Below are 23,047 nucleotides of genomic sequence, written 5' to 3' on the forward strand. Positions count from 1 at the left end.
GCTCGTATCTTTTGGAGATACGAGCTTTTTATATGTCTTAAACAGATTGAAGATAAAAATAGGGGATAGAAGTGTCTAAGAGGTGGATAAAACTCAATAGGTGAAGGATAGAGGTATTCATTAAAAAGCTAGATACTACATGGATAATAGACAAACTATATGGGAAAGCGTTAAGATGTAGGGTGATTGGAGTGACAAAGATGTATCCTAACTGGATTTTACAAAGAGCTTATTTAACACCTTTCCGTAAGGCACTTACTTTTAAAAAGCAAAGCTGGACTTTTCAAGAATTGAATGATGAATCAATAAAACGTGCTCGACAATTAGTAACACTCGGTATTCAACAGGGTGATCGAATTGCTATTATGGGGCCAAGTAAGCCTGAGCTTGTAATCATGATGTATGCCTGCATGCATCTGCAATGTGAAATGGTGATGCTTAATCGTAGACTATCACAGGATGAGCTAGCTTATCAGCTAGAGGATTCAGAGGCTGTAGCGGTATTAGTTGCCGATGAGGATGTAGAAAAGCTACCAACTGAAACAACCTATCATTTATTTTCAGCAATTGAAAAGGGTGCAGAGGGTGCAGTAGATATTGTCAAGGAATGGCCTCTTCATCAAACAACAACTATTATGTATACGTCAGGTACAACCGGCTTCCCAAAAGGGGTTCGCCAAACAGTTGGAAATCATCAGGCTAGTGCCACTGCCTCCGTTTTAAATATTGGGCTACAGGCTCAGGACGTTTGGCTATGCGCGGTCCCTTTATTCCATATTAGTGGGTTCTCCATTTTAGTGCGTTCACTGCTATATGGAAATCAAATCTTTTTATATGAGCAATTTGATGTGGAATCTATCGCACAAAATATTATGGATGGGGATGTCACCCATATGTCTGTTGTAGCGGTGACCTTGGAACGAATTCTACATACGCTAGAGCAACGCAATGCGAGAGCGTCATCTTATTTTAAGTTAATGTTAGCTGGAGGTGGACCTGTTCCCGTTGATTATTTAGCGAGAGCACATGCGTTAAATTTAGCTGTCGCACAAACATATGGGATGACAGAAACCTCTTCACAGACAGCCACATTGGCAAGTGAAGATGCTATGAGGAAAATTGGTTCTGCTGGAAAGCCTTTATTTTTTAATCAAATTATGATTGCTGAGCCAAATGCTAAAGGTGAAGGGGAAATTTGCATTCGAGGTCCTCATGTCACACCTGGCTATATTGGACGTTTTGCACAAAAAAATGCAACGAAGGCTGGCTGGCTTCATACAGGTGATATTGGTTATGTGGATGAAGAGGGTTATTTATTCGTCATTGATCGAAGGGCAGATTTAATCATTTCAGGGGGAGAAAATATTTATCCTGCAGAAATAGAAAATGTACTACTCACACACCCAGCTGTCAAAGAGGCGGGTGTATGCGGTATGCCTGATGAACAATGGGGTCAGGTACCCATTGCATTTATCGTGTTAAATGAGCAGGTATCTGTTGAGCAACTAAAGGCCTTTTGTTTACAGAAACTTGCTAAATATAAAGTGCCTAAAGAAATGATTATTACAGACAGTCTTCCGCGCAATGGTGCGGATAAATTGTTGAGACGGAAATTATTACAATAAAAATCTTGTTAAGAAGTCTTCTAAAAAGGAAGGCTTCTTTTTTATTTGAACTTTTAGCATGAAATTAATCATTTATTAACATAATAAAAAAAGAGAGGCATAAACTATTTAGTAAAGGAGAATGACTCATATGAGGAAATATATATATAATGTTGTCATTATATTATTTGTTCTACAAATGAGTCATGTGCAAGTATTTGCAAACTATGAAAAAGAAGATGTAGCAACAGCTCATTCAATTGAAACACTACAATCTCTCATTAATAAAGAAGTTATGCATCTATCATCCGAATTCTCGATTCGTTATACTGGTGACTTAGCCGAGATAAAAGATGAACTAACAGAAATTACTAAAAATGCAATTGAAAACTCTTATATTTATACTAATATTTCAAGTTTCCAATGGAAGTACGAAGGTTATAGCAATAATATTGTCATTGCCTTTGCATTTACGTACCATCTATCACAAACAGAGGCGTTATTTGTCGAGCAAACTTTGGAAAATATTATTGCACCTATGCATGGATTAAGTGACATAGAAAAACTACAGGCTGCACATGATTTTATTGTATTGTCCGCGGAATACTCTAAGGAAACAGAAGGAAGTCAATATTCTCCATATACATTATTAACGGAGAATAAGGGCGTCTGTCAGGCATATGCTTTAGTGCTATATCGAATGTTAGAAATGCTGGGTTTTGAGGTACAATATGTACCAGGAAAAGTAGGAGAACAGCTACATGCCTGGGTATTAGTGAAACTTGATCATGCTTGGTATCATATTGATGTGACATGGGATGACCCTTTGCCTGATCGTAAAGGAGAAGTTCGCTATCAATATTTTTTAGTGTCGGATCGCCAATTAGCACAAGATCATACCTGGGATTATGCAAGTTTCCCTGCTGCAACAAGCGAAAAATATATAGATTTACAGGAAGAAACAAAAAGACAAAGTTTAGCGTCACCTATACAACATCAATTGAATGAAATTATGGGGTTATCAATCATCGGAGAAAATCGGTTAGCCGTACAACCATTAGTGGAGCAGCCGATGAAGCTTGTTACTCAAAAAACAAATAAACAAGACAATTTAGTTCAGTTTAACTTTACTGAGTGGCCACCTATGCTAGTAGAAAGTAGTATAATGGCTTTTGTTGTCCTTCAGCCAAAAGCTAAGCATGTGACTAAGCAAAAAACAATGAAGTGGCTAGGGTCTTTTTATCGAACGGAAAAACGGATGCCACAAGAAAAATACGTCATAATAAAGGAGGTGTCCCAATAGAGGGGCACCTCCTTACTCATATTATTGAACGCTTAAAGCTTTTTCTAATGTTTGAATATTTTTTTGCATCAATGTGAAATAGGTTTCCTTATTTTTTTCATCATCAGCTGTTAATACGCTTAAATTATGCAAGACAAGAGATTCTGCACCAACTTCTTTTTGAATAATCTCTGCTAATTTGGAAGAGACATTTTGCTCAAATAAAATATAGTGAATGTGCAATTCATTTGCTTTGTCTACAATCTTTGTTAATTCCTTTTGAGATGGCTCATTTTGTGAATTCAAGCCAGCAATCGGCACTTGAGTTAAGCCGTATTGACCAGCAATATAGCCAAATGCAGCATGGGATACAAAGAATGTTTTATTTTGTGCTTTGTCAGTCATTGCTTCGAAATCTTGATCTAAATCCTGTAATTCTTTTACTAATGCATCATAATTTGTGTTAAAAGTTGCCTCCTGAGCTGGCATTTTTTCAACTAGTGTGTTTTTGATAGCCAGTGCTAAGTCTTGACTAATTGTAGGAGATAACCAAACATGCGGATCGATATCGCCATGCTCATGCTCATCATGTCCATGTTCTTCACCTTCATGTTCATGCTCTTCCTCGGTTGTACCGTGCTCATGCTCATCATGTGCGTCTGCTTCATGTTCTTCCTCTTCTGCATGAACATGTCCTGTGCTTACAGCTAATTTTTCATCTGAAACGTCATCAGCAGTTGCCACCATTGTGACATCTTCGTTCGCTAAAGTTTTTTTAGCGTTTTCTACAAAGCCTTCAAGTCCTAAGCCAATATAGAAAAAGATATCAGCATCTGCTAATTTCATCATATCTTTTTGAGTTGGCTCGAAGGTGTGTTCATTCGCACCAGCTGGGTAAATTGAAGCTACTTCAACATAATCTCCACCAATGCGCTGTGCAAAATAGCTTAATGGATAAACCGTTGTATAAATACTTAATTTATCTTTTTCCTCAGTCTTTTGGGATGTGGACGATTTGTCTCCACAAGCGGCAGTAAATAAAGCAAGAACTGCGACTAACAATAATACAGATAGTTTTTTCATATAAGTAAGATACCTCTCTTAAATAGTAATCATTACGATTTATTTTTTAGAACAGTTATTATAATAACGCACAACTTAAAAAAGTACAAGAAAAAAATGCCCTCCGAAATTAATTCTTTTTCGAAGGCCATTTTTCAGGCACAGGATCAAAGCCACCAGGATGAAATGGATGGCATTTGGATATACGTGTAATGGTTAAGAGGAAGCCTTTAAATGCACCGTGCTTTTGAAAAGCTTCGAGCCCATAAGAAGAACAGGTAGGATGAAAACGACAAGTAGGTGGCGTCATAGGTGAAATAAACTTTCTATAAAACTGGATGAGCCAAATAAAGGGGTATTTCATCGTTGCTCTTCCTTTTGCTGAGACGTATGTTGTTCAGGCTTTGGATCAATTGTTTGTGTAAAAATATTATTTTTTTTCTTCATAATAATAATGACAGAAACACCAAACATTAGCATCATCATCGCAATCATAATGATAATTGGTAAAGGTACACCCATTTCTTTCACTCCAAATTCAGTAATGGTATTTAATTTTCCTCTTGATGATAGTTTTGCTTCGGTTTTTCATCAACAGTATGTTTAAAGGCATAGGCACGGTTGACACTGATAATTGTCGCAATGGTGATTAAAATAACGATGATAACTGCGACTATTAAGAGCGTAGTTAAACTCATAGTATTCACTCCGTTCTTTATTCATCATACCTATTATAAATTATCTGGTTCTATTAATTGTGAAGGAAGTTTGACATAAAAGCGAATAAAACACCACCTATCACCCCATACTATGGAAAAAGGAGTGAATCGTAAAGATGGATCGTCAGCGCGTATATTTTTCACTTGCCAATAGAACGTATTATACCAACCCATATGCAGGGCCATGGAATTTCGAACTCAATGTAGATCGACAAGCATTAGATGTATTTGAGAGAATCTTTCAGCAAATGCAACTGTTAGAAATTTCGAATGCATGGCGTGCACAGTTACCGTATATACAGTATCACCAAGACAGAGAAAATGATGAAATAGATAAAAGATTAATGAAAATCTATGCACTTGTTCATGAATATGGAGATGATGATACGAAGGCATTCGTTGAGCAGCTTCCTTATTTCAACAAACGTGTCTAGCGAATAGGGGAAAAGGTCACTGAATCAGAAGTGACCTTTTCTTCTATTAACAAATGGCTTTTAAAATTGTAAAAACCGCTTCTCGAGGGACGATGATGGGGATAGTGAGTTGATCTTTAATCATGTTTTTCATTGTTGTGGAATAGCCCATACAATCAAGAATAAGCAAATCGGCTCCTTGCTCTTCTAATTGTTGTGCTTTTGACAATAAATGTTGGTTATCAAAGTGGTATGGGGAGCTTGCTGAAAAAGTTACATCGAACTGTGCTTTTTGCCATTTCTCTGCAACCGTTCGATGTTGTTCGGGTTCGGGGCCTATTAAACCAATGGCTAATTCTGTATGTAAGCCCTTCACTAAATTAGTCATCATACGATCAGGTAGTAAAAGATTTTTATAGGATAATTTATTCGTAAAATCTCCTGTACACATAAGTAGTATCCAAGTGAATTCATGTAGATCATCAATGCAGCTTTGAATATAAGGCATGAGCTTTTGTTTACTGAGCTTTACTTGTCGACCATTGGTAAGAAGTGTCACTAAAACATCTGAGTCCTCAAGAGAAGGCGAAAGTGTAGCAATTTCCTCTGAGGATAGTAAATCAAGTACACCGAATTCATGAACATCTAAACCTGCTTCTCTTAATTGCTGTATATCCTCTGCCATATCTTTACGAGGTGCCTGACCAATTGTTACAACGGCAATTTTCGAATGTTGCATTGCGCTCACTCCGCTTCGTAATATTTTTGTCCATTTACATAAGTTTGTAAAACCTTTGCTTCTGTTTCAAAAATAGGGTGCGACCAAACAACAAAATCAGCATCTTTGCCTTCCTCAAGGCTGCCAATGCGGTGATCAAGCTGTACAAGCTTAGCTGCATTGATCGTAATACTTTTGAGGGCTGTGTCTTTATCTAAACCATAACGAATCGCTTCTGTGGCACAATACTTTAAGTATTGAATTGGTACAAATGGATGATCTGTCATGATAGCAAATGGAATATTATGTTCTTTAAAAACGGCAGCAATTGCTGGTGTAGAATGACGCGTTTCGTATTTAGATGGCGTTAACATATAGGGCCCAAGCGTTGCATGGAATCCACTTTCTTTAACGGCATCCACAATGAGATAGCCTTCTGTGCAGTGCTCTAAATGAAGCTTCACATTAAATTCTTTGGCAATTCTAATTGCTGTCATAATGTCATCTGCTCTATGGCAGTGAAGGCGAAGTGGCATGTCGCCTCGAAGTACTTCAATAAACGGGCGTAACTCAGCATTTTCTTTAATTTGCTCAGTTTGTTGTTGTTCATTGAGTTGACTTGCACGTTGGAAACCATCTCGTAAAAGCTGTGCAATGGCCATACGAGTCATCGGCTTGCGCTTATACTGATTGCCAAAGACGTTTTTCGGATTTTCCCCTAGGGCCCCCTTTAAACCGCTCCGCTCTACTAAAACACGAGAGGAAAGGGTAGGTCCTGCTGTTTTAAGAATGCTCCAAATACCACCTATGACATTGGCACTACCTGGCCCAGTTTGCACAGTGGTTACGCCCCCTTCTAACGCATGTTGAAAGGAAAAGTGTCGGATATCTACACTGTCTAAAGCGTGCATAAGAGGTGTAAAGGGTTCGCTATATTCATTGGCATCATTAATGTCTTCAGTGACTTCAGCCCATGTTCCGACATGTGCATGAATATCAATTAATCCTGGTGTAACATAAGCTCCCTGTAGATCAACTAGCTCTGCTTGTGGGGGAAATTCTTTGGCTGGTCCAATATAAACAATACGCCCATCTTCGATCCATAACTGTTCACAAGTATCGTTCTGCTCATTGACTGTATGAAACTTTGCATGATGATAAATAATCATTGTGTAAACCCTTCTTCCCGTGCATAAACTTTTGTTCCTTTAATATAGGTTGCGACAACCTGGGCATCTAAATTTAATGGATGCTTATCCCAAATAACAAAATCAGCAAGAAGACCATCACGAATAGCACCTGTTTTATGGGCAATCCCTAGAAAATTTGCAGCCCCGGTTGTCAGAGCATATAGCACGTCCTGGCGTGCCATACCTTCTCTTACAGCTAAGCATCCTTCTAATGTTAGATGCGAGGTGCTACTAACAGGATGATCCGTACAAAAAACGAATGGAATATTATTGTTCTTATACAGTTGATGATACAGTTTGGGTGATAGTGCCATCATCTCATTGTGCTCAATATATCGAAATGTAGGACCAGCTATAACCGTATTAAAGGATGTTTCATGAAGGAATGTAATTTCAGTGCCATGGATAATATGAAAATCAAAAATTGACCCAAATTCTTGTTGAAGGCGGCTAATGAATTCAAGATCAACAGCTTTGTGCGCTCGAATAACGATTTTCGTAATGGACGGCTCCTGTTGCTGAATTTGTTGTAATGTTTCTCTTAAAATTTTGGCCATGCCCATACGAGTGAGTGGTTTTTTCTTTTCAGCGAAAAAAGTACTTTTTGCCTGATGTCCAATAGAGAAGGAATAAGCCACATCTTTTGAAATAACCATTTCATCAACCGTTGTATGTGTATGGTGAATAATAGCCGTTTTTGCACCTATCAAGCTTTTAGGAGAGGGAACAATATGAGATGCAGTCACCCCATGAGAAACAGCTTTTTGAAAAGCAGTATCAAATGGGTATATGCCATCAACTACAGAGTATTGCAAATGTGAGTCAAATTCATAGCTATCATCACCTTCCCAACGAATCCCTATTTCAGCTAGACCGATTTGTGAGCAGCTATCGATAAAACCTGGTGTAATATAGTAGCCATCTAAATCCAACTCTGTTTCAGGTGAATGAGTAGCGGGTTCAAAGTATTGCCCTTGCACTTGAAAAGATTGCTTATTAAAGCTACGAGTCTCAGAATTAAAAACAAGTCCATTTATATAGCGTGTCATCGGGTCAAATCTCTCCTTATGAAGAGAAAAGCGGAGACTGGTATCTCCACTTTTCAAGTTTAATTATTTAGTAATGGATACGTTTGTACCATTTGGATGCACAATTTGTACGGAGTTATCAGCAGAAACCTCAAAGCCCTGTACTTTTTTGTTTACACCTGCAACCGTTTGTGTTGCCTCTAATTCAATACGAGGAACATCTGCTAAAATCAGCTTTAATGCTTCTTGGTATAATTTTGCACGTTCTTCTTGCACTACTGTTTCTGATACGGCGCGTTCTAATAATTTATCCACTTCTGGATTGCTGTAGCCTTTACCATTTCCTAACGCACCAATTTGATTTGTGTGGAATAATTGATAAAGGAAGAAATAAGGATCTGGGTACCAAGTCCAGCCACCAATATTCATTGGCGCATTACCCTTTGCCACAGTATCACTGTAAGTACCCCATTCAAGCACTTTTATTTCCACATCAATATTTAAGTTCTTCTTTAACTGACTTTGGAAAATCGTTGCGTAAGGAACACGTGCTTCTGATACGAAAATCTCTGTCTTGAAGCCATCAGCGTAACCAGCCTCTGATAGTAATTTTTTTGCTTCTTCTGGATTATATTTTGGTACCATATCAACTAACGATTGATCATATCCCCATGAACCAGGTGGTAATGGTAAATAAGAAACATCGCCGCCACCCCATTGGTTAACGCCAGAAATAATTTCCTCTACATTTGTTGCCATATAAATCGCTTCACGAACGCGTTTGTCAGCAGTTGGACCTACTTTGTTATTAAGATCAAGATAAACAATCGATAGACCTGGATTTGTTAAAAGCTCAAGGTTACTATCTTGGTTGATGATTTCTCGGTTTTGACCTTTAACGTCCATGGCAATATCAATATCACCAGAACGTAATGCGTTTGTCATCATATTTTGATCGGAGATAAACTTCATTGTTAAGTTATCGACATTTGGCTTATCGCCCCAGTAATTATCGTGACGAACTAATTTTACTTCTTGGTCTTTTTTCCATTCTGTTAGTTGGAATGGACCTGTACCAACAAAGTGTTCAGAAAAATTATCGCCCCATCCTTCAACTTCTTCTTTTGGAATAATAATATTCCCTGCATCCGTTAGCATAGCAAGTAGGGCAGCATTTGGTGTAGCTAAGTGAATCTCTACTTCATAATCCGATAACACTTTCACTTCTGTTACACCACTTAAACGATTCATAGCAGATTCTTTAGCAGAGCGTTCTAAAGAGTATTTCACATCTTCAGCTGTCATTTCACGGCCATCCTGATACTGACCTTTTTGGAATTTAACACCTTCGCGTAATTTGAATGTGTAGACTAACATATCCTCTGATACATTCCATTCAGTTGCTAACGAAGGGATGATATCAGATAGATCTTTGTTATAAACAACTAACGTATCACCCATTTGACGCATTACCTGTGATTCATAAACCCCTGTATATTTGATAGGATCAAATGTTTTTGCATTGGCTGACAGACCAATATTTAATGTGCCTCCAGAAGTAGCTTCTCCCTCTTTTTCATCCGTTGAAGTACTTTTCTCAGTGTTTCCACCACAAGCAGCTAAAACACCAATTAGTAAAGTTAAAAAGAGTAGTAGTAAAGACTTTCTTACGTTTAATTTCTTCATATGCACTAGCCTCCTTAGTTTTTGTTTCACAATATGAACCGTTGATTCAAAAATGGTAGGTTCGAGATTAAAATTAGCACACTTGTAAATAGAAAGTAAATATAAAATTACAAAGATTCAGAAAAAAATATATTTACAAACAATTATTGAGTGGTGTACTATGTGATTATTCACAATATGAACCACTGATTCTAATAATGAAAAGGAGGTCTTGCTAAGATGGGCTCATTTATTTTAAAAAGATTAGTTAACCTCATCCCGACACTGCTAGTAGTAGGAATTATCGTCTTTATTATTACGCGAATGATTCCTGGTGACCCGGCTTCAGTCATGCTTGGACCACAAGCGAGTGTAGAAGATGTAGAGAATTTAAGAGAAGAGCTAGGATTAAATAAATCCATGCCTTCGCAATTTATTTCATATGTAGGAGATCTAGCACAGTTAAATTTAGGATATTCCTATTCTTATAGTGAGTCTGTCATCGGACTTATTCTCGAAAGGTTCCCTAATACAGTGATATTGGCATTGGCAGCGCTGTTAATAGCAGTCGTGATTGGCATCCCAGCAGGAATATTTGCAGCGAGAAAGCAAAATACCATCATTGATTATGTTGTAATGCTTGTGTCATTAGTTGGTGTATCTATGCCAATTTTCTGGTTGGGTATCATGCTTGTCTTATTCTTTAGTGTTAACCTTGGTTGGTTCCCAGCAACTGGGATGGGGAATATCAGCGATGGCCTATGGACCTATTTGAAGCATTTAATTTTGCCAGCATTTGCTTTAGCAACGATTCCAATGGCGACATTTGCACGGATTACCCGTTCAAGTATGTTAGAGGTTATTTCGCAAGATTATATTAAAACAGCTCGTTCTAAAGGTATTAAAGAATATTTAGTAATTGGTAAACATGCATTTAAGAATGCGCTAACACCGATTTTAACCGTGTTAGGAATGCAAATTTCTAATTTACTGGGCGGAGCGGTTTTAACAGAAACAATTTTTAGTTGGCCTGGGATGGGTCGATTAATTGTAGATGCCATTGATAAACGTGACTTTGTAGTCGTCCAAGGTACTGTTATTTTCATTGCGTTTATCTTTGTGCTTGTTAACTTAGTAGTCGATGTACTTTATAAAGTGGTCAATCCTAAGGTCAATTTAGAATCGGATGGGGGGAAAAAATAACAATGACTCAAGCAATCGTCCAAGAAACGAAAAAAAGAAATACGTTATTGCGCAAGTTGCTAAAAAATAAATTAGCGACAATTGGGTTAATCATTGTCACTTTAATGGGTATTGTTGCTATTTTTGCCCCATTGATTGCTACCCATCCACCGAATGAAATGATTGTCGGTAAATCGTTTTTACCGATGAATACAGAAGGACATTTATTAGGAACAGATAACTATGGTCGTGATCTGTTTAGTCGCTTAGTTTACGGTACACGAATCTCAATGATTGTTGGGATTGCGGCGGTGCTATTTGGTGCTGTGTTTGGCACACTGCTAGGCTTAGTGGCAGGGTATTTTGGTGGACGCATTGATTCCATTATTATGCGCACAATGGATGGTCTTTTCGCATTCCCATTTATATTACTAGCTATTACATTAATGACGGTATTAGGGCAAGGACTTGTCAATGTTATTGTTGCGATTGGTATTGCTAATATTCCAGGTTTCGCACGACTTGTTCGAGGACAGGTGTTAAGTGTAAAAGAGGAAGAATTCGTTGAAGTAACGCATTCTTTAGGTGCTACACATACGAGGATCATTTTTAGCCATATATTACCGAACTGTTTAGCCCCTTTAATTGTCTATGGAACGATGAGTACAGCTGGCGCTATTATTTCAGAAGCTGCCCTTAGCTTTTTAGGATTAGGCGTTCAACCACCGACAGCTTCATGGGGCAGTATTTTAAAAGATGGCAAAGACTTTTTAGTATTAAATCCCCAAATGGCGACATTTTCAGGCATTTGTATTTTATTAACAGTTCTTGGAATTAACCTATTAGGGGATGGATTACGAGATGCATTAGATCCGAAAATGAAAGTTTAATGGAAGGGGGTGGAGTCATGACTGAACGTTTACTAGATGTAGAAAACTTAACAGTAGAATTTAAAAGTGGCGGCTCTACAATGAAAGCTGTTAATGGAGTAAATTTACAATTAAATAAGAAGGAAACACTAGGTATTGTGGGAGAGTCAGGATCAGGAAAAAGTGTTACAGCCACTGCTCTCATGCGTTTAATTCCATCTCCGCCAGGAAAAATAACGAATGGAAAAATTCTATTTAATGGCCGCGATTTAATCGAAATTTCTGAAAAGGAAATGCGCAATGTGCGAGGCAATGACATCTCAATGATTTTCCAAGATCCAATTACAAGTTTGAATCCTGTCTTAACAGTGGGCAATCAAATTATTGAAGTCATCCAAGCACATGAAACAATATCGAAGAAAGATGCCGCTATCAAAGCCGTCGATATGTTAAAAATGGTTGGGATTCCTGAGTCAGAGAAACGATTAAAAATGTATCCTCACGAATTTTCAGGTGGAATGCGTCAGCGTGTCATGATTGCTATTGCCCTAGCTTGTAACCCGAAACTACTCATTGCTGATGAGCCAACAACTGCACTAGATGTAACTGTACAAGCTCAAATTCTTGATTTAATGAAAAAATTACAACAAGAACATGATACAGCCATCATTATGATTACGCACGATTTAGGTGTAGTTTGGGAGCTATGTGACAAAGTAAATGTTATGTATGCAGGTCGTACAGTAGAGTCTACTACAACAAGACAGCTCTATGAAAAACCTTTACATCCCTATACGTGGGGATTATTAGAGTCTCAAATTACAATGGGGACTCAAGAGCAACAAAGGCTGCCGGCTATTCCTGGTAGTCCACCAGATTTAACAATGCCACATAGTGGCTGTCACTTCTCAGCACGATGTCCTTTAGCGACAGATATTTGTCGTAGTACTGTGCCTGATTTAGTGGAAGTACAGGATAACCATTTTGTAGCCTGCCATTTACAAGCAAAAGATCAAATTGTCCCTAGGAAGGAGGGAATTTTTAATGCAACAGTACAATGAACTTGTCTTAAAGGTAAGTAATTTAAAAAAGCATTTTCCCATTAAAAGTTCAATTCCTTTTAAAAAACCAACACAATTTGTGAAGGCGGTAGATGGTGTAAGTTTTGAGTTATATAAAGGTGAGACACTGGGGATTGTGGGAGAGTCGGGGTGTGGTAAATCAACGGTTGCCCGTTTAATCAACCAGCTAATTTCACCAACAGAGGGAGTAGTTGAATTTAAGGGAACGGATTTAGCAAGCTTAAATTCAAAAGATATCCGCTCTGCTCGAAAATCCATCCAAATGGTTTTCCAAAATCCTTATGCATCACTCGATCCTCGTAAAACGATTGAATATCTTATTGCTGAGCCATTAGTGATCCATGGGATTGGTGATGAGGCATCCCGTAAAAAGCGAGTGGTTGAATTACTTGAAACAGTCGGATTAAGTGCATACCATGCAAAACGCCATCCACATGAATTTTCTGGTGGACAAAGACAACGTATAAATATTGCTCGGGCTCTTGCACTGAATCCAGATATTGTGGTGTGTGATGAACCTGTTTCAGCATTAGATGTCTCTGTACAGGCTCAGGTTATCAATCTATTAAAAGATTTACAGAAAGAATTCGGTTTAACCTATATTTTTATTTCACATGATTTGAATGTGGTGAACTACATGTGTGATCGTATTGCTGTCATGTATTTAGGGAAAATAGTAGAAATTGGCACATACAAGGAAATTTATAAGAACCCTCAGCATCCTTACACACAAGCCTTGTTATCGGCCATACCTAAGGAAAATCCTTTTGATAAAAAGGACCGTATTATTTTATCTGGCGATGTTCCAAGCCCGGTTAATCCCCCGAGTGGCTGTGCATTCCATAAGCGTTGTCGTTTTGCTACAGAAAAATGTGCAGAGGTCCAACCGACACTTGATACAGTATCAGCTACACATCAAGTATCGTGTCATTTATATAAGTCGATACAGCAAGAAGTATCATCAATTTAACGAAAGATAAAATTTATTGAAGCAGAAAAAGGAGCGGACTGATTATGTCATTGAAGCATGTTATTGAATTATACGAGGTAATGGATAGTATTTATGTAAACGGAGACACGATTAAGAAGTATTTACACAATATTGATTCCACAGCAGATGTCAAGGTAAAAACTATTCAAGGCGAAAGCGGCTCAACAGATTTTGTTCGCGTCCTCGTGAAAGGAAAGAATGGCAAATCCTCTGGCGGAAATGCACCTACATTAGGAATTATTGGACGATTAGGTGGTATCGGAGCACGCCCTGAAATGACAGGCTTTGTATCAGATGGAGACGGCGCACTGGCATGTCTGGCAGGAGCAGCAAAAGCTATTGATATGGCCTTAAAGGGTGATAAATTAGAGGGTGACGTTATATTCTCCACACATATTTGTCCAACAGCTCCAACCTTACCACATGAGCCAGTGCCATTTATGAACTCGCCAGTGGATATTAGTGTCATGAACGAAAATGAAGTAGAAGATACAATGGATGCTATTCTATCAATTGATACAACAAAAGGCAATCAAGTATGTAACCATAAAGGATTTGCGATAACGCCAACTGTCAAAGAAGGTTACATATTAAAAATTAGTGATGATTTATTGCACGTATATACACAATCTGCTGGCATTTCTCCAGTTGTCCTGCCAATCACGATGCAAGACATTACACCCTATGGTAATGGTTTATTCCATATCAATAGTATTTTACAACCAGCAGTTGCAACATCTAGCCCTGTTGTAGGTGTAGCGATTACAACTGAATCTGTTGTGGCAGGCTGTGCAACAGGTGCAACCCATGTCACAGATGTAGAAAATGTTGTGCGATTTGTGTTAGAGGTAGCAAAAACTTACGGTGCTAATAAATGCTCTTTCTTTGATGAAACACAATTTACACATATGAAAGGCTTATATGGTAGCATGAGTCATCTACAAACGAAAGGAAAGGAGGTACACACACATGAATGATTTACAAGCACTTAAAGCTCAATTAGTAGAGGCAGTTGAAAATCATCAAGATGAATTGATAGCGTTTTGTTCAAAGCTCATTCAAATTCCAAGTGTCAATCCTCCAGGGGATACGACTGAAATAACAGCTTTTATCGAAAACTATTTAAATGATGTAGGCATTACTTATCAAAAATATGAAGCTGCTGATAAAATGTTTAATTTAGTAGCTTCTATTGGAAATGGGGAAGGAAAAGAACTCGTTTATTGTGGCCATACCGATGTTGTTCCTGTCGGTGATCTATCAAAATGGGATTTTGATCCGTTTTCAGGAGAAGTGAAGGATGGCTGGATGCTTGGACGTGGGGCGAGTGATATGAAAGCCGGTTTAGCAGGTATTATTTTTGCAACAAAGTTATTAAAGAAACTGAACATTGAACTACCAGGGAAATTAACTTTGGCGATCGTACCAGATGAAGAAACTGGCGGTGAATTTGGTGTTCCTTGGCTGTTAGAGCGAGGCTATGTGCAGGGAGATGGTTGTTTAATCGCTGAGCCCTCTTCACCTTTAAACCCAACTATTGGACAAAAGGGATCTTACTGGTTTGAATTAGAGGTGCGTGGGGAACCTGGTCATGGAAGCCTATCACCATTGGCTGGACGAAATGCCATTGTTGATGCAATCCGAGCTATACAAGAGATTCGTACACTATGGGATGTAGAAATCACAATTCCTGAAGAGGTACAGCCACTTATCGAGGTATCAAAAAAATACATGCGTGAAGTGGAGAAAGATCGCTTGAAATATCAAGAAGTTTTAGAGAAAATTACTGTAAATATTGGTACAATTGAGGGAGGTACGAAGTCAAACGTAATCCCAGATTACTGTAAGGTCCAGGTCGATTGTCGTTTACCATTTGGTATTACACAAGAAGAAGTAACAGAAATCTTGACAACTAAACTAGATGGCTTGGCTATCGATTATTCAATCCAACGTTTTGGCTTTAAAAGCGTAGCCAATTATACGCCTGCTGAAAATCCTGTATGCCAATCGATAGTGGAAAATATATCATATGTTACAGGGCAAGAGGCATATGGTGTCATGCAATGGGCAAGCAGTGACGCTCGTCATTTCAGACAATATGATATTCCTGTATTGCAATACGGCCCAGCTTATTTACCAAGTATTCATGGTTATAATGAAAAAGTGCGTGTTGAGGATATCGTACGCTGTGCAAAAGTTTATATAACTGCTGCTGTTGATTTCCTATATCAAAAGTAAGAGATTAGCTACTCTCTTACTTTTGATAAAGTGATATCAGGTGCTGACGGCTGCTAAATCTGTCGATTATTTCCCCCTTAAGAGAGAGATTTGCAGCCGTTTGTACAGATAAATAGTTCAGAAGGATGAGAGATATGCTAAAGACATTAAATTTATCAATTGCGGTTTTAAAAATGTTTACAAAGGAAAAGCCCACATGGGGTGGTCGAGAGTTAGCACTGGCGATGAACATGAATCATACAAATTTATATCGCATTCTTGAAACCTTCGAAAATAATGGGTTTATAACAAAAGATCCTATAACAAAAAAATATTCTCTTGGTATTGCATTATGGGAAATAGGTATGAATATGTATGATTCATTAAACATAGATCAGCTATGTATGCCAGTTCTTGAGAAATTAAAGGATGTCACTGGTGAAACAGCTATTTTTACCGTACTGAATGGACTGGAAGCGTTAACATTACTGAAAGCAGAGCCTGTAAATAAGGTGAAGTTTACAGTTTCAAGAGGAAGTAGATCGCCACTATATGTAGGAGCATCTTACCGTTCAATGCTTGCTTTTTTAAATGAAGAGCAAATTGCAAAGGTCATAGATGAACCATTAACAGCTTATACAAATAATACGATGACAGATGCCACAGAAATAAGGGCAGAGCTAGAAAAAATTAGAACATGTGGCTATGCACTTAGTAACAGTGAGTATTCGGTCGATGTATTGGCGCTAGCTATGCCTATATTTAATAGTGAGGAACAGGTCGTAGCGTCTATTACCGTTTCTGGACCAATTTATCGTTTTACAGAGCAACGTGTTCCTGATTTTTTGGGACCTTTAACGGAAGCTAGAAATGAAATAGAAGGAATTATTCGTAGATATCATTTGAATTTTAATTAAGGAGCCCTATTATGCATCATTTACATGATATTGCACTAAATGTTTTAAAAGGCAATTTAAATGTTCAATCTTCTGAGTCACTATTAATTTTGACAGATAGCCACAAACAAGACATCGCAAAAATTTTTTATGAAGCTGGACTGTCAATTACTGCAAATACAATGTTCATGGTGATGCCCCTGTTAGAGAAATCTGGGCAGGAGCCAATCCATGCAGTTTCTGAGCTTATGGCAAATGCCGATGTTACACTGTGTATTACCTCCCACTCCCTAACACATACACTGGCTCGTAAACATGCCTGTGAAAAGGGTGGACGTGTAGCAACAATGCCAGGGGTAACATTGGAGATGCTAGAGCAAGGTGCCCTTCATGCAGATGCACAGGAGATCGAAGCTACTGTAGAAAAATATGTCCTTTTACTTAATACGACAAAAGATATTCGTATTGTCAAGGATGGTCATGAGCTGACGTTTAGTGTAGACGGCCGTTTCGGAATTCGTTCCACAGGGGTTATTCGTCAACCTGGTGAGTACGGGAATATTCCTTCAGGAGAATCGTATATTGCACCAATAGAAACATCTGCGAATGGAGAGATATTAGTAGATGGCTCTATTGCTAATATTGGTGTCTTAAAGGAGTCATTATTATTAAAAATAAAGAATGGTCGCTTAGAAGAAGCAATCGGTCCTGATGGTCCACGACTACTGGCATTACTTGGTGAAGGCAATGGTAGAGTCATTGCAGAGTTTGGCATCGGAGCCAATAAAAGTGCTATCCTATGTGGCAATGTATTAGAGGATGAGAAGGTGTATGGGACCATCCATATCGCTTTTGGCAGTAATGCGCCATTTGGTGGAGCCAATGCGTCAGATGTTCATATTGATTGTGTTGTGAAAAGTCCTATCGTCTATTTTGACGGTCAGCAAGTAATCTAAAGAAAAGCGTGTCTTCCTATGAAGCACGCTTTTTTTCATGCTTTACAAGACTGTAGCTTAGGGTTGCTTGTCATTGTAGGTTTACAATATAGTTAATATAGATAGGAATAGGAATGATGATTAAATTCCGTCCATAAAATAGAAGTAATGATAAAGAAAGTAACTTTTGTTTTGCAACAAGAAAGAACGTGAGGTTGAAGAGATGTTAACATTTACAGATTTACATGGCCTACAAGTAGATTTGAGTTTTACAAGAGGCGAATTTAAAGTAGAACCTAAACACGTCCTTGTCCTTTTAAAGCATGAAAATAAATGGTTATGTACTGTCCATAAACGACGTGGTGTAGAAGTGCCAGGAGGGAAATTAGAAGAAGGGGAAACCTTAGAGGAGGCGGCGATTCGAGAAGTTTTTGAAGAGACGGGTGTTCATGTGAAAAATCTTCAATGGTTTGCAGAGTATGCAGTGTATGATGAAAACGTTTTTTGTAAATCCGTTTTCACTGCACAATTTTTGGCGCAAGAGGATATAGAATTTGATTTAGAAACGTCAGGCATGCTTTGGTTAACTGATGAAGAATTTGCTCAGCATCCTAACTTGAGTTTTCACATGAAGGATGAGGGGATGAAGAAAATGCTGGAGGAGCTGAAACATCGTGACACACAATGGTGATATTATCGAAAAACGCCCCTATCCTTCACCAAATCCAGCTATCCGTTTAACGGAAATAACCTATCTTTCACAGGGCTTACGTATAAAAGGATTATTAGCAGAGCCAAAGACTGAAGGTACATATGATGGCTTTTTATATTTAAGAGGCGGCATGCAAAGCATTGGGATGGTAAGACCCTCTCGTATTGCACAATTTGCGGCGCAGGGCTTTATCGTATTTGCCCCATATTATCGTGGGAATCGTGGGGGAGAGGGGCGTGACGAGTTTGCAGGGGCAGACCGTTACGATGCGGTCTATGCCGTAGATGTACTCAAACAATTCTGCAATGACAATATCCATGTTTTTGGTTTTTCACGAGGTGGTATTATGGCTCTGTGGACAGCTATTTTAAGAAGGGATATTACTTCTGTTGTAACATGGGCAGGTGTTTCTGATGCAACGGCCACTTATTGGGAACGTACAGATATGCGCAGAATGATGAAGCGTGTTATTGGAGGAACACCTAATCGTGTACCAGAAGCGTATGATGCAAGAACACCACTTTTTGAGATAGAGCGTATAACAGCTCCCGTTCTTATCATTCATGGCTATCGTGATGAAAATGTGGATATTGAACATGCCAGACAATTGGCATTTTTTTTAGAGGAAGCAAATAAATCATTCGAAACTTGGTATGATCTTAACTATGCACATCAATATCCACCAGCAAAAAATCGTGAAACTGTCCGTGCTCTTTGCAAGTGGATGAAACAACAATAAAGCATAGAGAAAACAAAAAGACAAAGGGAACGAATAAATTGTTCCCTTTGTCTTTTATATAGACGTTATTTTAATGGACCACCAAGTGTAGTGATGGCTTCAGAAACGTTTGAGAATTTCTTGAAGTTTTCGTTGAATAAGCCTGCAAGCTCAGCAGCTTTTGCATCGTATGCAGCTTTATCTGCCCAAGCTTCACGAGGATTTAACACTTCTGAAGGTACGCCTTCAACTGCTTTTGGAATGTGTAAACCAAACACAGCATCTTGTGTTGTTTCAACATCTGCTAATTTACCATCGATTGCTGCACGGACCATTGTACGTGTGTAAGATAGTTTCATACGGCTACCTGTGCCATATTCGCCACCAGTCCAACCAGTGTTTACTAAGTATACCTGTGCACCGTGCTCGTCAATTTTTTGTCCTAACATTTCTGCGTATACTGTTGCAGGAAGTGGAAGGAATGGAGACCCGAAGCAAGTAGAGAATACTGGTTCTGGCTCAGTCACACCACGTTCAGTTCCAGCAAGTTTAGAAGTGAACCCGCTTAGGAAGTGATACATCGCTTGTTCTTTTGTTAATTTACTGATTGGAGGTAATACGCCAAATGCATCAGCTGTTAGGAAGATGATTGTTTTTGGATGACCTGCAACAGAAGGATCAACGATATTTTCGATGTATTGGATTGGATAAGCTACACGTGTATTTTCTGTTAGTGAACCATCATCATAGTCACAAATACGAGTTTCTGGATCAACAGCTACGTTTTCTAATACAGAGCCGAAGCGGATTGCATTGTAGATTTCTGGTTCTTTTTCAGCAGAAAGGTTGATTGTTTTTGCATAGCAGCCACCCTCAATGTTGAATACACCATTATCAGACCAACCGTGTTCATCGTCACCGATTAGCTTACGATCAGGATCAGCTGATAACGTCGTTTTACCAGTACCAGATAGACCGAAGAATAACGCTACATCGCCAGCTTCACCAACGTTTGCTGAGCAGTGCATTGAAAGAATACCTTGTTGTGGTAATAAGTAGTTCATGATACCAAAGATAGATTTTTTCATTTCACCAGCATATTCTGTACCACCAATTAAAATAATTTTCTTTTCAAGTGATACGATGATGAATGTTTCAGAAGCAGTACCATCAACCGCAGGATCTGCTTTAAAGTTAGGAGCTGAGATGACAGTGAAGTCGGCAACATGAGAAGCTAATTCATCTGCTGTTGGACGGATAAATAATTGATGAGCAAAAAGATTGTGCCATGCGTATTCATTGATAACTTGAATGCTTAATTGTGAGTCTTTGTCAGCACCTGCAAAGCCTTTGAATACGAATAACTCGTCACGTTCTTTTAAATATTTTATTACTTTTACATATAGGTTATCGAACACTTCAGAAGAAATCGGTTGGTTGACTTTACCCCAGTCAATTTGATCTTTTGTGCTTTCTTCTTCTACCGTATATTTATCTTTAGGTGAACGACCAGTGTATTTGCCAGTTTCTGCACGAACTGCGCCATCTACTGTTAACATTGCTTCACCACGAGATGTAGCTTTTTCTGCTAATTGTGGTACTGAAAGTTGAACATTAATGTTACCGCCGTTTAATAATTCCTTCAGTTCGTTTGCAATTTCTACTGAATTCATCGATTAAATACCATCCTTTTTTATAGTATTCCCTTGATTTAGAGGGATTTTTTCTTAATTTCAAAAATAGTATAACACAATTGCTTAAATAATCTATACTAATTAAGAAATTATTTTAGAGTTTTTACCACTTTTCAATAAACTGACAAAAAATAATGTTTTTCGAGTAGAATACCATCAATCCTACTGTAATTAGGCACGAAAATTGAGCCACACATATGTTACCACAAGTAGCTAGGTATGTTGTAGGGATTAATTTGCTTCTATTTACATCATCATCCAAGTATGAAAAGTTTTTGTGTAATAAGTTCTTTCCTTTCTATACAGTAATACATAAGAAAATATTTGACAACGTTCGACCTTTTCAGTAACATGAGATTGAACGGATACTCTTATCCCGAGCTGGTGGAGGGTCAGGCCCTGTGAAACCCGGCAACCTGCATGAACTATTTCACGACATGCGTTGGTGCCAACCTGATGCAAGGGAACATCCCTTGAACGATAAGAGTGAAAGGTTACGCAGTCATTATTCCTTTCCTCATGTAAAGTAACGTGAGAAAAGGATTTTTTTATTGTTAAAAATCAATGTAAAGGTAAGTATATGTAGTTCTTTCCTTATTATAATGACGGATCTTTCGAAATCCTCGTGTTAAAAGCAGCAGTAACGGCTTGAGAGTTCAATCCTTAGGAGCGGACTTGACATGGGTAATGAGTACCGTATTCATACACAACTACTTATTGTAAGAGTATTTAGGAGGAAAACCAAATGACAAACCGTCGACTGTTTACATCAGAGAGTGTAACAGAAGGACATCCAGATAAGATTTGTGACCAAATCTCGGATGCCATTTTAGATGCTATTTTAGCAGAAGATCCAAATGCACGTGTAGCGTGTGAAACAACTGTAACAACAGGATTAGTATTAGTAGCAGGAGAAATTACTACTTCTACTTATGTGGATATTAAAGGTATTGTTCGTGACACTGTAGCTGAAATTGGCTATACACGAGGTAAATATGGCTTTGATGCTGAGAACTTAGCGGTGCTTGTGGCAATTGGCGAACAATCACCTGATATTGCTCAAGGTGTTGATCAGGCATTAGAGGCACGTGAAGGCTCTATGACAGATGCTGATATAGAAGCAATTGGTGCTGGTGACCAAGGCTTAATGTTTGGCTATGCATGTAATGAAACACCAGAGCTAATGCCATTACCAATTAGCTTGGCACACAAATTAGCACGCCGTTTAACAGAAGTACGTAAATCAGGTGAACTTGCCTATTTACGTCCTGATGGTAAAACGCAAGTAACGATTGAATATGATGACAATAATGTACCGGTTCGCGTGGATACAATTGTTATTTCAACACAGCATGATGAAGAAGCAACACTTGAACAAATTCAAGCAGATTTAAAAGAATTTGTTATTGCACCAGTTGTACCGAGTGAATTATTAGATGCTAATACGAAATACTTCATCAATCCAACTGGCCGTTTTGTAATTGGTGGGCCAAAAGGTGATGCTGGATTAACAGGACGTAAAATCATTGTTGATACATACGGTGGTTATGCACGTCACGGTGGTGGTGCCTTCTCAGGTAAGGATGCAACCAAGGTAGACCGTTCGGCGGCATATGCAGCACGTTATGTAGCGAAAAACATCGTAGCAGCTGGCTTAGCAGAGCGTGCTGAAGTGCAACTTGCCTATGCGATTGGCGTTGCTCAGCCTGTTTCCATTGCTGTCGATACATTTGGCACAGGTAGAGTGAAAGAAAGCGAGATCGTTGAATGGGTACGCGAGCTATTCGATTTACGCCCAGCAGGTATCATTAAAATGCTTGATCTTCGTCGTCCAATTTATAAACAAACTGCTGCGTATGGACATTTTGGTCGTACAGATTTAAATGTACCATGGGAGCAAATTGATAAAGCAGACGCGCTACGAGAAAAAGCACGTTTATAAACTATTGAACTAAAGTAATGAAGTCATTAGAAAATTATTCTGATGTATTAATAAGCAAAGGGGCAACATTGCTCCTTTTGTTTTTTTTACAAAAATACCTCGCTAGGATTCGTGAACATATTCGGTAC

At 38.5% G+C, this 23,047-nt stretch carries 23 protein-coding genes and 1 riboswitch; of the genes, 14 read left to right on the plus strand and 9 right to left on the minus strand.

Going from position 1 to position 23,047, the window contains the following annotated elements; genetic code table 11:
- The first annotated feature begins 200 nt into the window (after positions 1 to 200).
- Positions 201 to 1,625, plus strand: a complete 1,425-nt coding sequence (locus ACMGGO_RS04685; RefSeq protein WP_054549904.1) for an o-succinylbenzoate--CoA ligase — start codon at positions 201 to 203, stop codon at positions 1,623 to 1,625.
- A gap of 130 nt (positions 1,626 to 1,755) precedes the next feature.
- Entirely contained in the window at positions 1,756 to 2,907 is a 1,152-nt protein-coding gene (locus ACMGGO_RS04690; RefSeq protein ID WP_048391056.1) for a transglutaminase domain-containing protein, read from the plus strand.
- Positions 2,908 to 2,928: 21 nt separating this feature from the next.
- On the opposite strand, the gene ACMGGO_RS04695 is transcribed toward ACMGGO_RS04690, so the two are convergent.
- From ACMGGO_RS04695 to ytzI, 4 genes are all read right to left on the minus strand, one after another.
- Positions 2,929 to 3,969, minus strand: coding sequence for a metal ABC transporter solute-binding protein, Zn/Mn family (locus ACMGGO_RS04695; protein WP_054549905.1), 1,041 nt, complete (start codon positions 3,967 to 3,969; stop codon positions 2,929 to 2,931).
- A gap of 109 nt (positions 3,970 to 4,078) precedes the next feature.
- Entirely contained in the window at positions 4,079 to 4,312 is a 234-nt protein-coding gene (gene yidD / locus ACMGGO_RS04700) for a membrane protein insertion efficiency factor YidD (protein ID WP_016992521.1), read from the minus strand.
- Positions 4,309 to 4,470, minus strand: a complete 162-nt coding sequence (locus tag ACMGGO_RS04705; RefSeq protein ID WP_004225927.1) for a hypothetical protein — start codon at positions 4,468 to 4,470, stop codon at positions 4,309 to 4,311. Before ACMGGO_RS04705 ends, yidD begins: the two co-directional genes overlap by 4 nt.
- Positions 4,471 to 4,499: 29 nt before the next feature.
- On the minus strand, positions 4,500 to 4,646 hold the full coding sequence (ytzI, locus tag ACMGGO_RS04710) for a YtzI protein (protein ID WP_004225932.1): 147 nt from the start codon (positions 4,644 to 4,646) through the stop codon (positions 4,500 to 4,502).
- A 137-nt stretch (positions 4,647 to 4,783) separates the two neighbouring features.
- Between ytzI and ACMGGO_RS04715 the strand changes: the two genes are divergently transcribed.
- Positions 4,784 to 5,101 (plus strand): hypothetical protein, encoded by a 318-nt coding sequence (locus ACMGGO_RS04715; RefSeq protein ID WP_009371464.1) that lies wholly within the window; start codon positions 4,784 to 4,786, stop codon positions 5,099 to 5,101.
- Positions 5,102 to 5,147: 46 nt separating this feature from the next.
- Here ACMGGO_RS04715 and ACMGGO_RS04720 read toward each other — a convergent pair whose 3' ends face one another.
- From ACMGGO_RS04720 to ACMGGO_RS04735, 4 genes are all read right to left on the minus strand, one after another.
- Positions 5,148 to 5,819, minus strand: a complete 672-nt coding sequence (locus ACMGGO_RS04720) for an AroM family protein (RefSeq protein WP_112116405.1) — start codon at positions 5,817 to 5,819, stop codon at positions 5,148 to 5,150.
- A 5-nt stretch (positions 5,820 to 5,824) separates the two neighbouring features.
- Complete coding sequence (locus ACMGGO_RS04725; protein ID WP_279495823.1) at positions 5,825 to 6,967, minus strand: amidohydrolase; 1,143 nt, start codon at positions 6,965 to 6,967, stop codon at positions 5,825 to 5,827.
- Positions 6,964 to 8,037, minus strand: a complete 1,074-nt coding sequence (locus ACMGGO_RS04730) for an amidohydrolase family protein (protein ID WP_420281627.1) — start codon at positions 8,035 to 8,037, stop codon at positions 6,964 to 6,966. Before ACMGGO_RS04730 ends, ACMGGO_RS04725 begins: the two co-directional genes overlap by 4 nt.
- Positions 8,038 to 8,100: 63 nt before the next feature.
- Complete coding sequence (locus ACMGGO_RS04735) at positions 8,101 to 9,702, minus strand: ABC transporter substrate-binding protein (RefSeq protein ID WP_279495819.1); 1,602 nt, start codon at positions 9,700 to 9,702, stop codon at positions 8,101 to 8,103.
- Between the two features lie 219 nt (positions 9,703 to 9,921).
- Here ACMGGO_RS04735 and ACMGGO_RS04740 point away from each other — a divergent pair, with 219 nt between their 5' ends.
- The 10 genes from ACMGGO_RS04740 to ACMGGO_RS04785 all read left to right on the plus strand — a co-directional run bounded on the left by ACMGGO_RS04740 (position 9,922) and on the right by ACMGGO_RS04785 (position 19,304).
- Entirely contained in the window at positions 9,922 to 10,884 is a 963-nt protein-coding gene (locus tag ACMGGO_RS04740) for an ABC transporter permease (RefSeq protein ID WP_004225947.1), read from the plus strand.
- A gap of 2 nt (positions 10,885 to 10,886) precedes the next feature.
- Complete coding sequence (locus ACMGGO_RS04745; RefSeq protein WP_004225950.1) at positions 10,887 to 11,753, plus strand: ABC transporter permease; 867 nt, start codon at positions 10,887 to 10,889, stop codon at positions 11,751 to 11,753.
- Between the two features lie 17 nt (positions 11,754 to 11,770).
- Positions 11,771 to 12,793, plus strand: coding sequence for an ABC transporter ATP-binding protein (locus ACMGGO_RS04750; RefSeq protein WP_312123752.1), 1,023 nt, complete (start codon positions 11,771 to 11,773; stop codon positions 12,791 to 12,793).
- Positions 12,777 to 13,784 (plus strand): ABC transporter ATP-binding protein, encoded by a 1,008-nt coding sequence (locus ACMGGO_RS04755; RefSeq protein ID WP_048391072.1) that lies wholly within the window; start codon positions 12,777 to 12,779, stop codon positions 13,782 to 13,784. Before ACMGGO_RS04750 ends, ACMGGO_RS04755 begins: the two co-directional genes overlap by 17 nt.
- Before the next feature lie 44 nt (positions 13,785 to 13,828).
- On the plus strand, positions 13,829 to 14,782 hold the full coding sequence (locus tag ACMGGO_RS04760) for a DUF1177 domain-containing protein (RefSeq protein WP_420281628.1): 954 nt from the start codon (positions 13,829 to 13,831) through the stop codon (positions 14,780 to 14,782).
- A complete protein-coding gene (locus ACMGGO_RS04765) occupies positions 14,775 to 16,043 on the plus strand; it encodes a M20 family metallopeptidase (RefSeq protein ID WP_048391075.1) in 1,269 nt (422 codons plus the stop codon). Before ACMGGO_RS04760 ends, ACMGGO_RS04765 begins: the two co-directional genes overlap by 8 nt.
- A 134-nt stretch (positions 16,044 to 16,177) precedes the next feature.
- A complete protein-coding gene (locus tag ACMGGO_RS04770) occupies positions 16,178 to 16,939 on the plus strand; it encodes an IclR family transcriptional regulator (protein ID WP_004225962.1) in 762 nt (253 codons plus the stop codon).
- 11 nt (positions 16,940 to 16,950) lie between these two features.
- The gene (locus ACMGGO_RS04775) at positions 16,951 to 17,874 is read left to right on the plus strand and encodes an aminopeptidase (protein WP_374806103.1); all 924 of its coding nucleotides are present in this window, start codon (positions 16,951 to 16,953) and stop codon (positions 17,872 to 17,874) included.
- A gap of 202 nt (positions 17,875 to 18,076) precedes the next feature.
- On the plus strand, positions 18,077 to 18,544 hold the full coding sequence (locus ACMGGO_RS04780; protein ID WP_048391080.1) for an NUDIX domain-containing protein: 468 nt from the start codon (positions 18,077 to 18,079) through the stop codon (positions 18,542 to 18,544).
- On the plus strand, positions 18,528 to 19,304 hold the full coding sequence (locus tag ACMGGO_RS04785; RefSeq protein WP_048391082.1) for an alpha/beta hydrolase family protein: 777 nt from the start codon (positions 18,528 to 18,530) through the stop codon (positions 19,302 to 19,304). The genes ACMGGO_RS04780 and ACMGGO_RS04785 overlap by 17 nt, the downstream gene beginning before the upstream one ends.
- Before the next feature lie 65 nt (positions 19,305 to 19,369).
- On the opposite strand, the gene pckA is transcribed toward ACMGGO_RS04785, so the two are convergent.
- Positions 19,370 to 20,956, minus strand: coding sequence for a phosphoenolpyruvate carboxykinase (ATP) (gene pckA / locus ACMGGO_RS04790; protein WP_048391084.1), 1,587 nt, complete (start codon positions 20,954 to 20,956; stop codon positions 19,370 to 19,372).
- Between the two features lie 389 nt (positions 20,957 to 21,345).
- Positions 21,346 to 21,464: riboswitch (SAM riboswitch) on the plus strand.
- 258 nt (positions 21,465 to 21,722) lie between these two features.
- Here pckA and metK point away from each other — a divergent pair.
- Positions 21,723 to 22,919 (plus strand): methionine adenosyltransferase, encoded by a 1,197-nt coding sequence (gene metK / locus ACMGGO_RS04795; RefSeq protein ID WP_004225981.1) that lies wholly within the window; start codon positions 21,723 to 21,725, stop codon positions 22,917 to 22,919.
- Positions 22,920 to 23,047 lie beyond the last annotated feature (128 nt).

The sequence above is a fragment of the Lysinibacillus sp. BNK-21 genome (assembly GCF_048684915.1).
Lineage (GTDB): Bacteria > Bacillota > Bacilli > Bacillales_A > Planococcaceae > Lysinibacillus > Lysinibacillus capsici.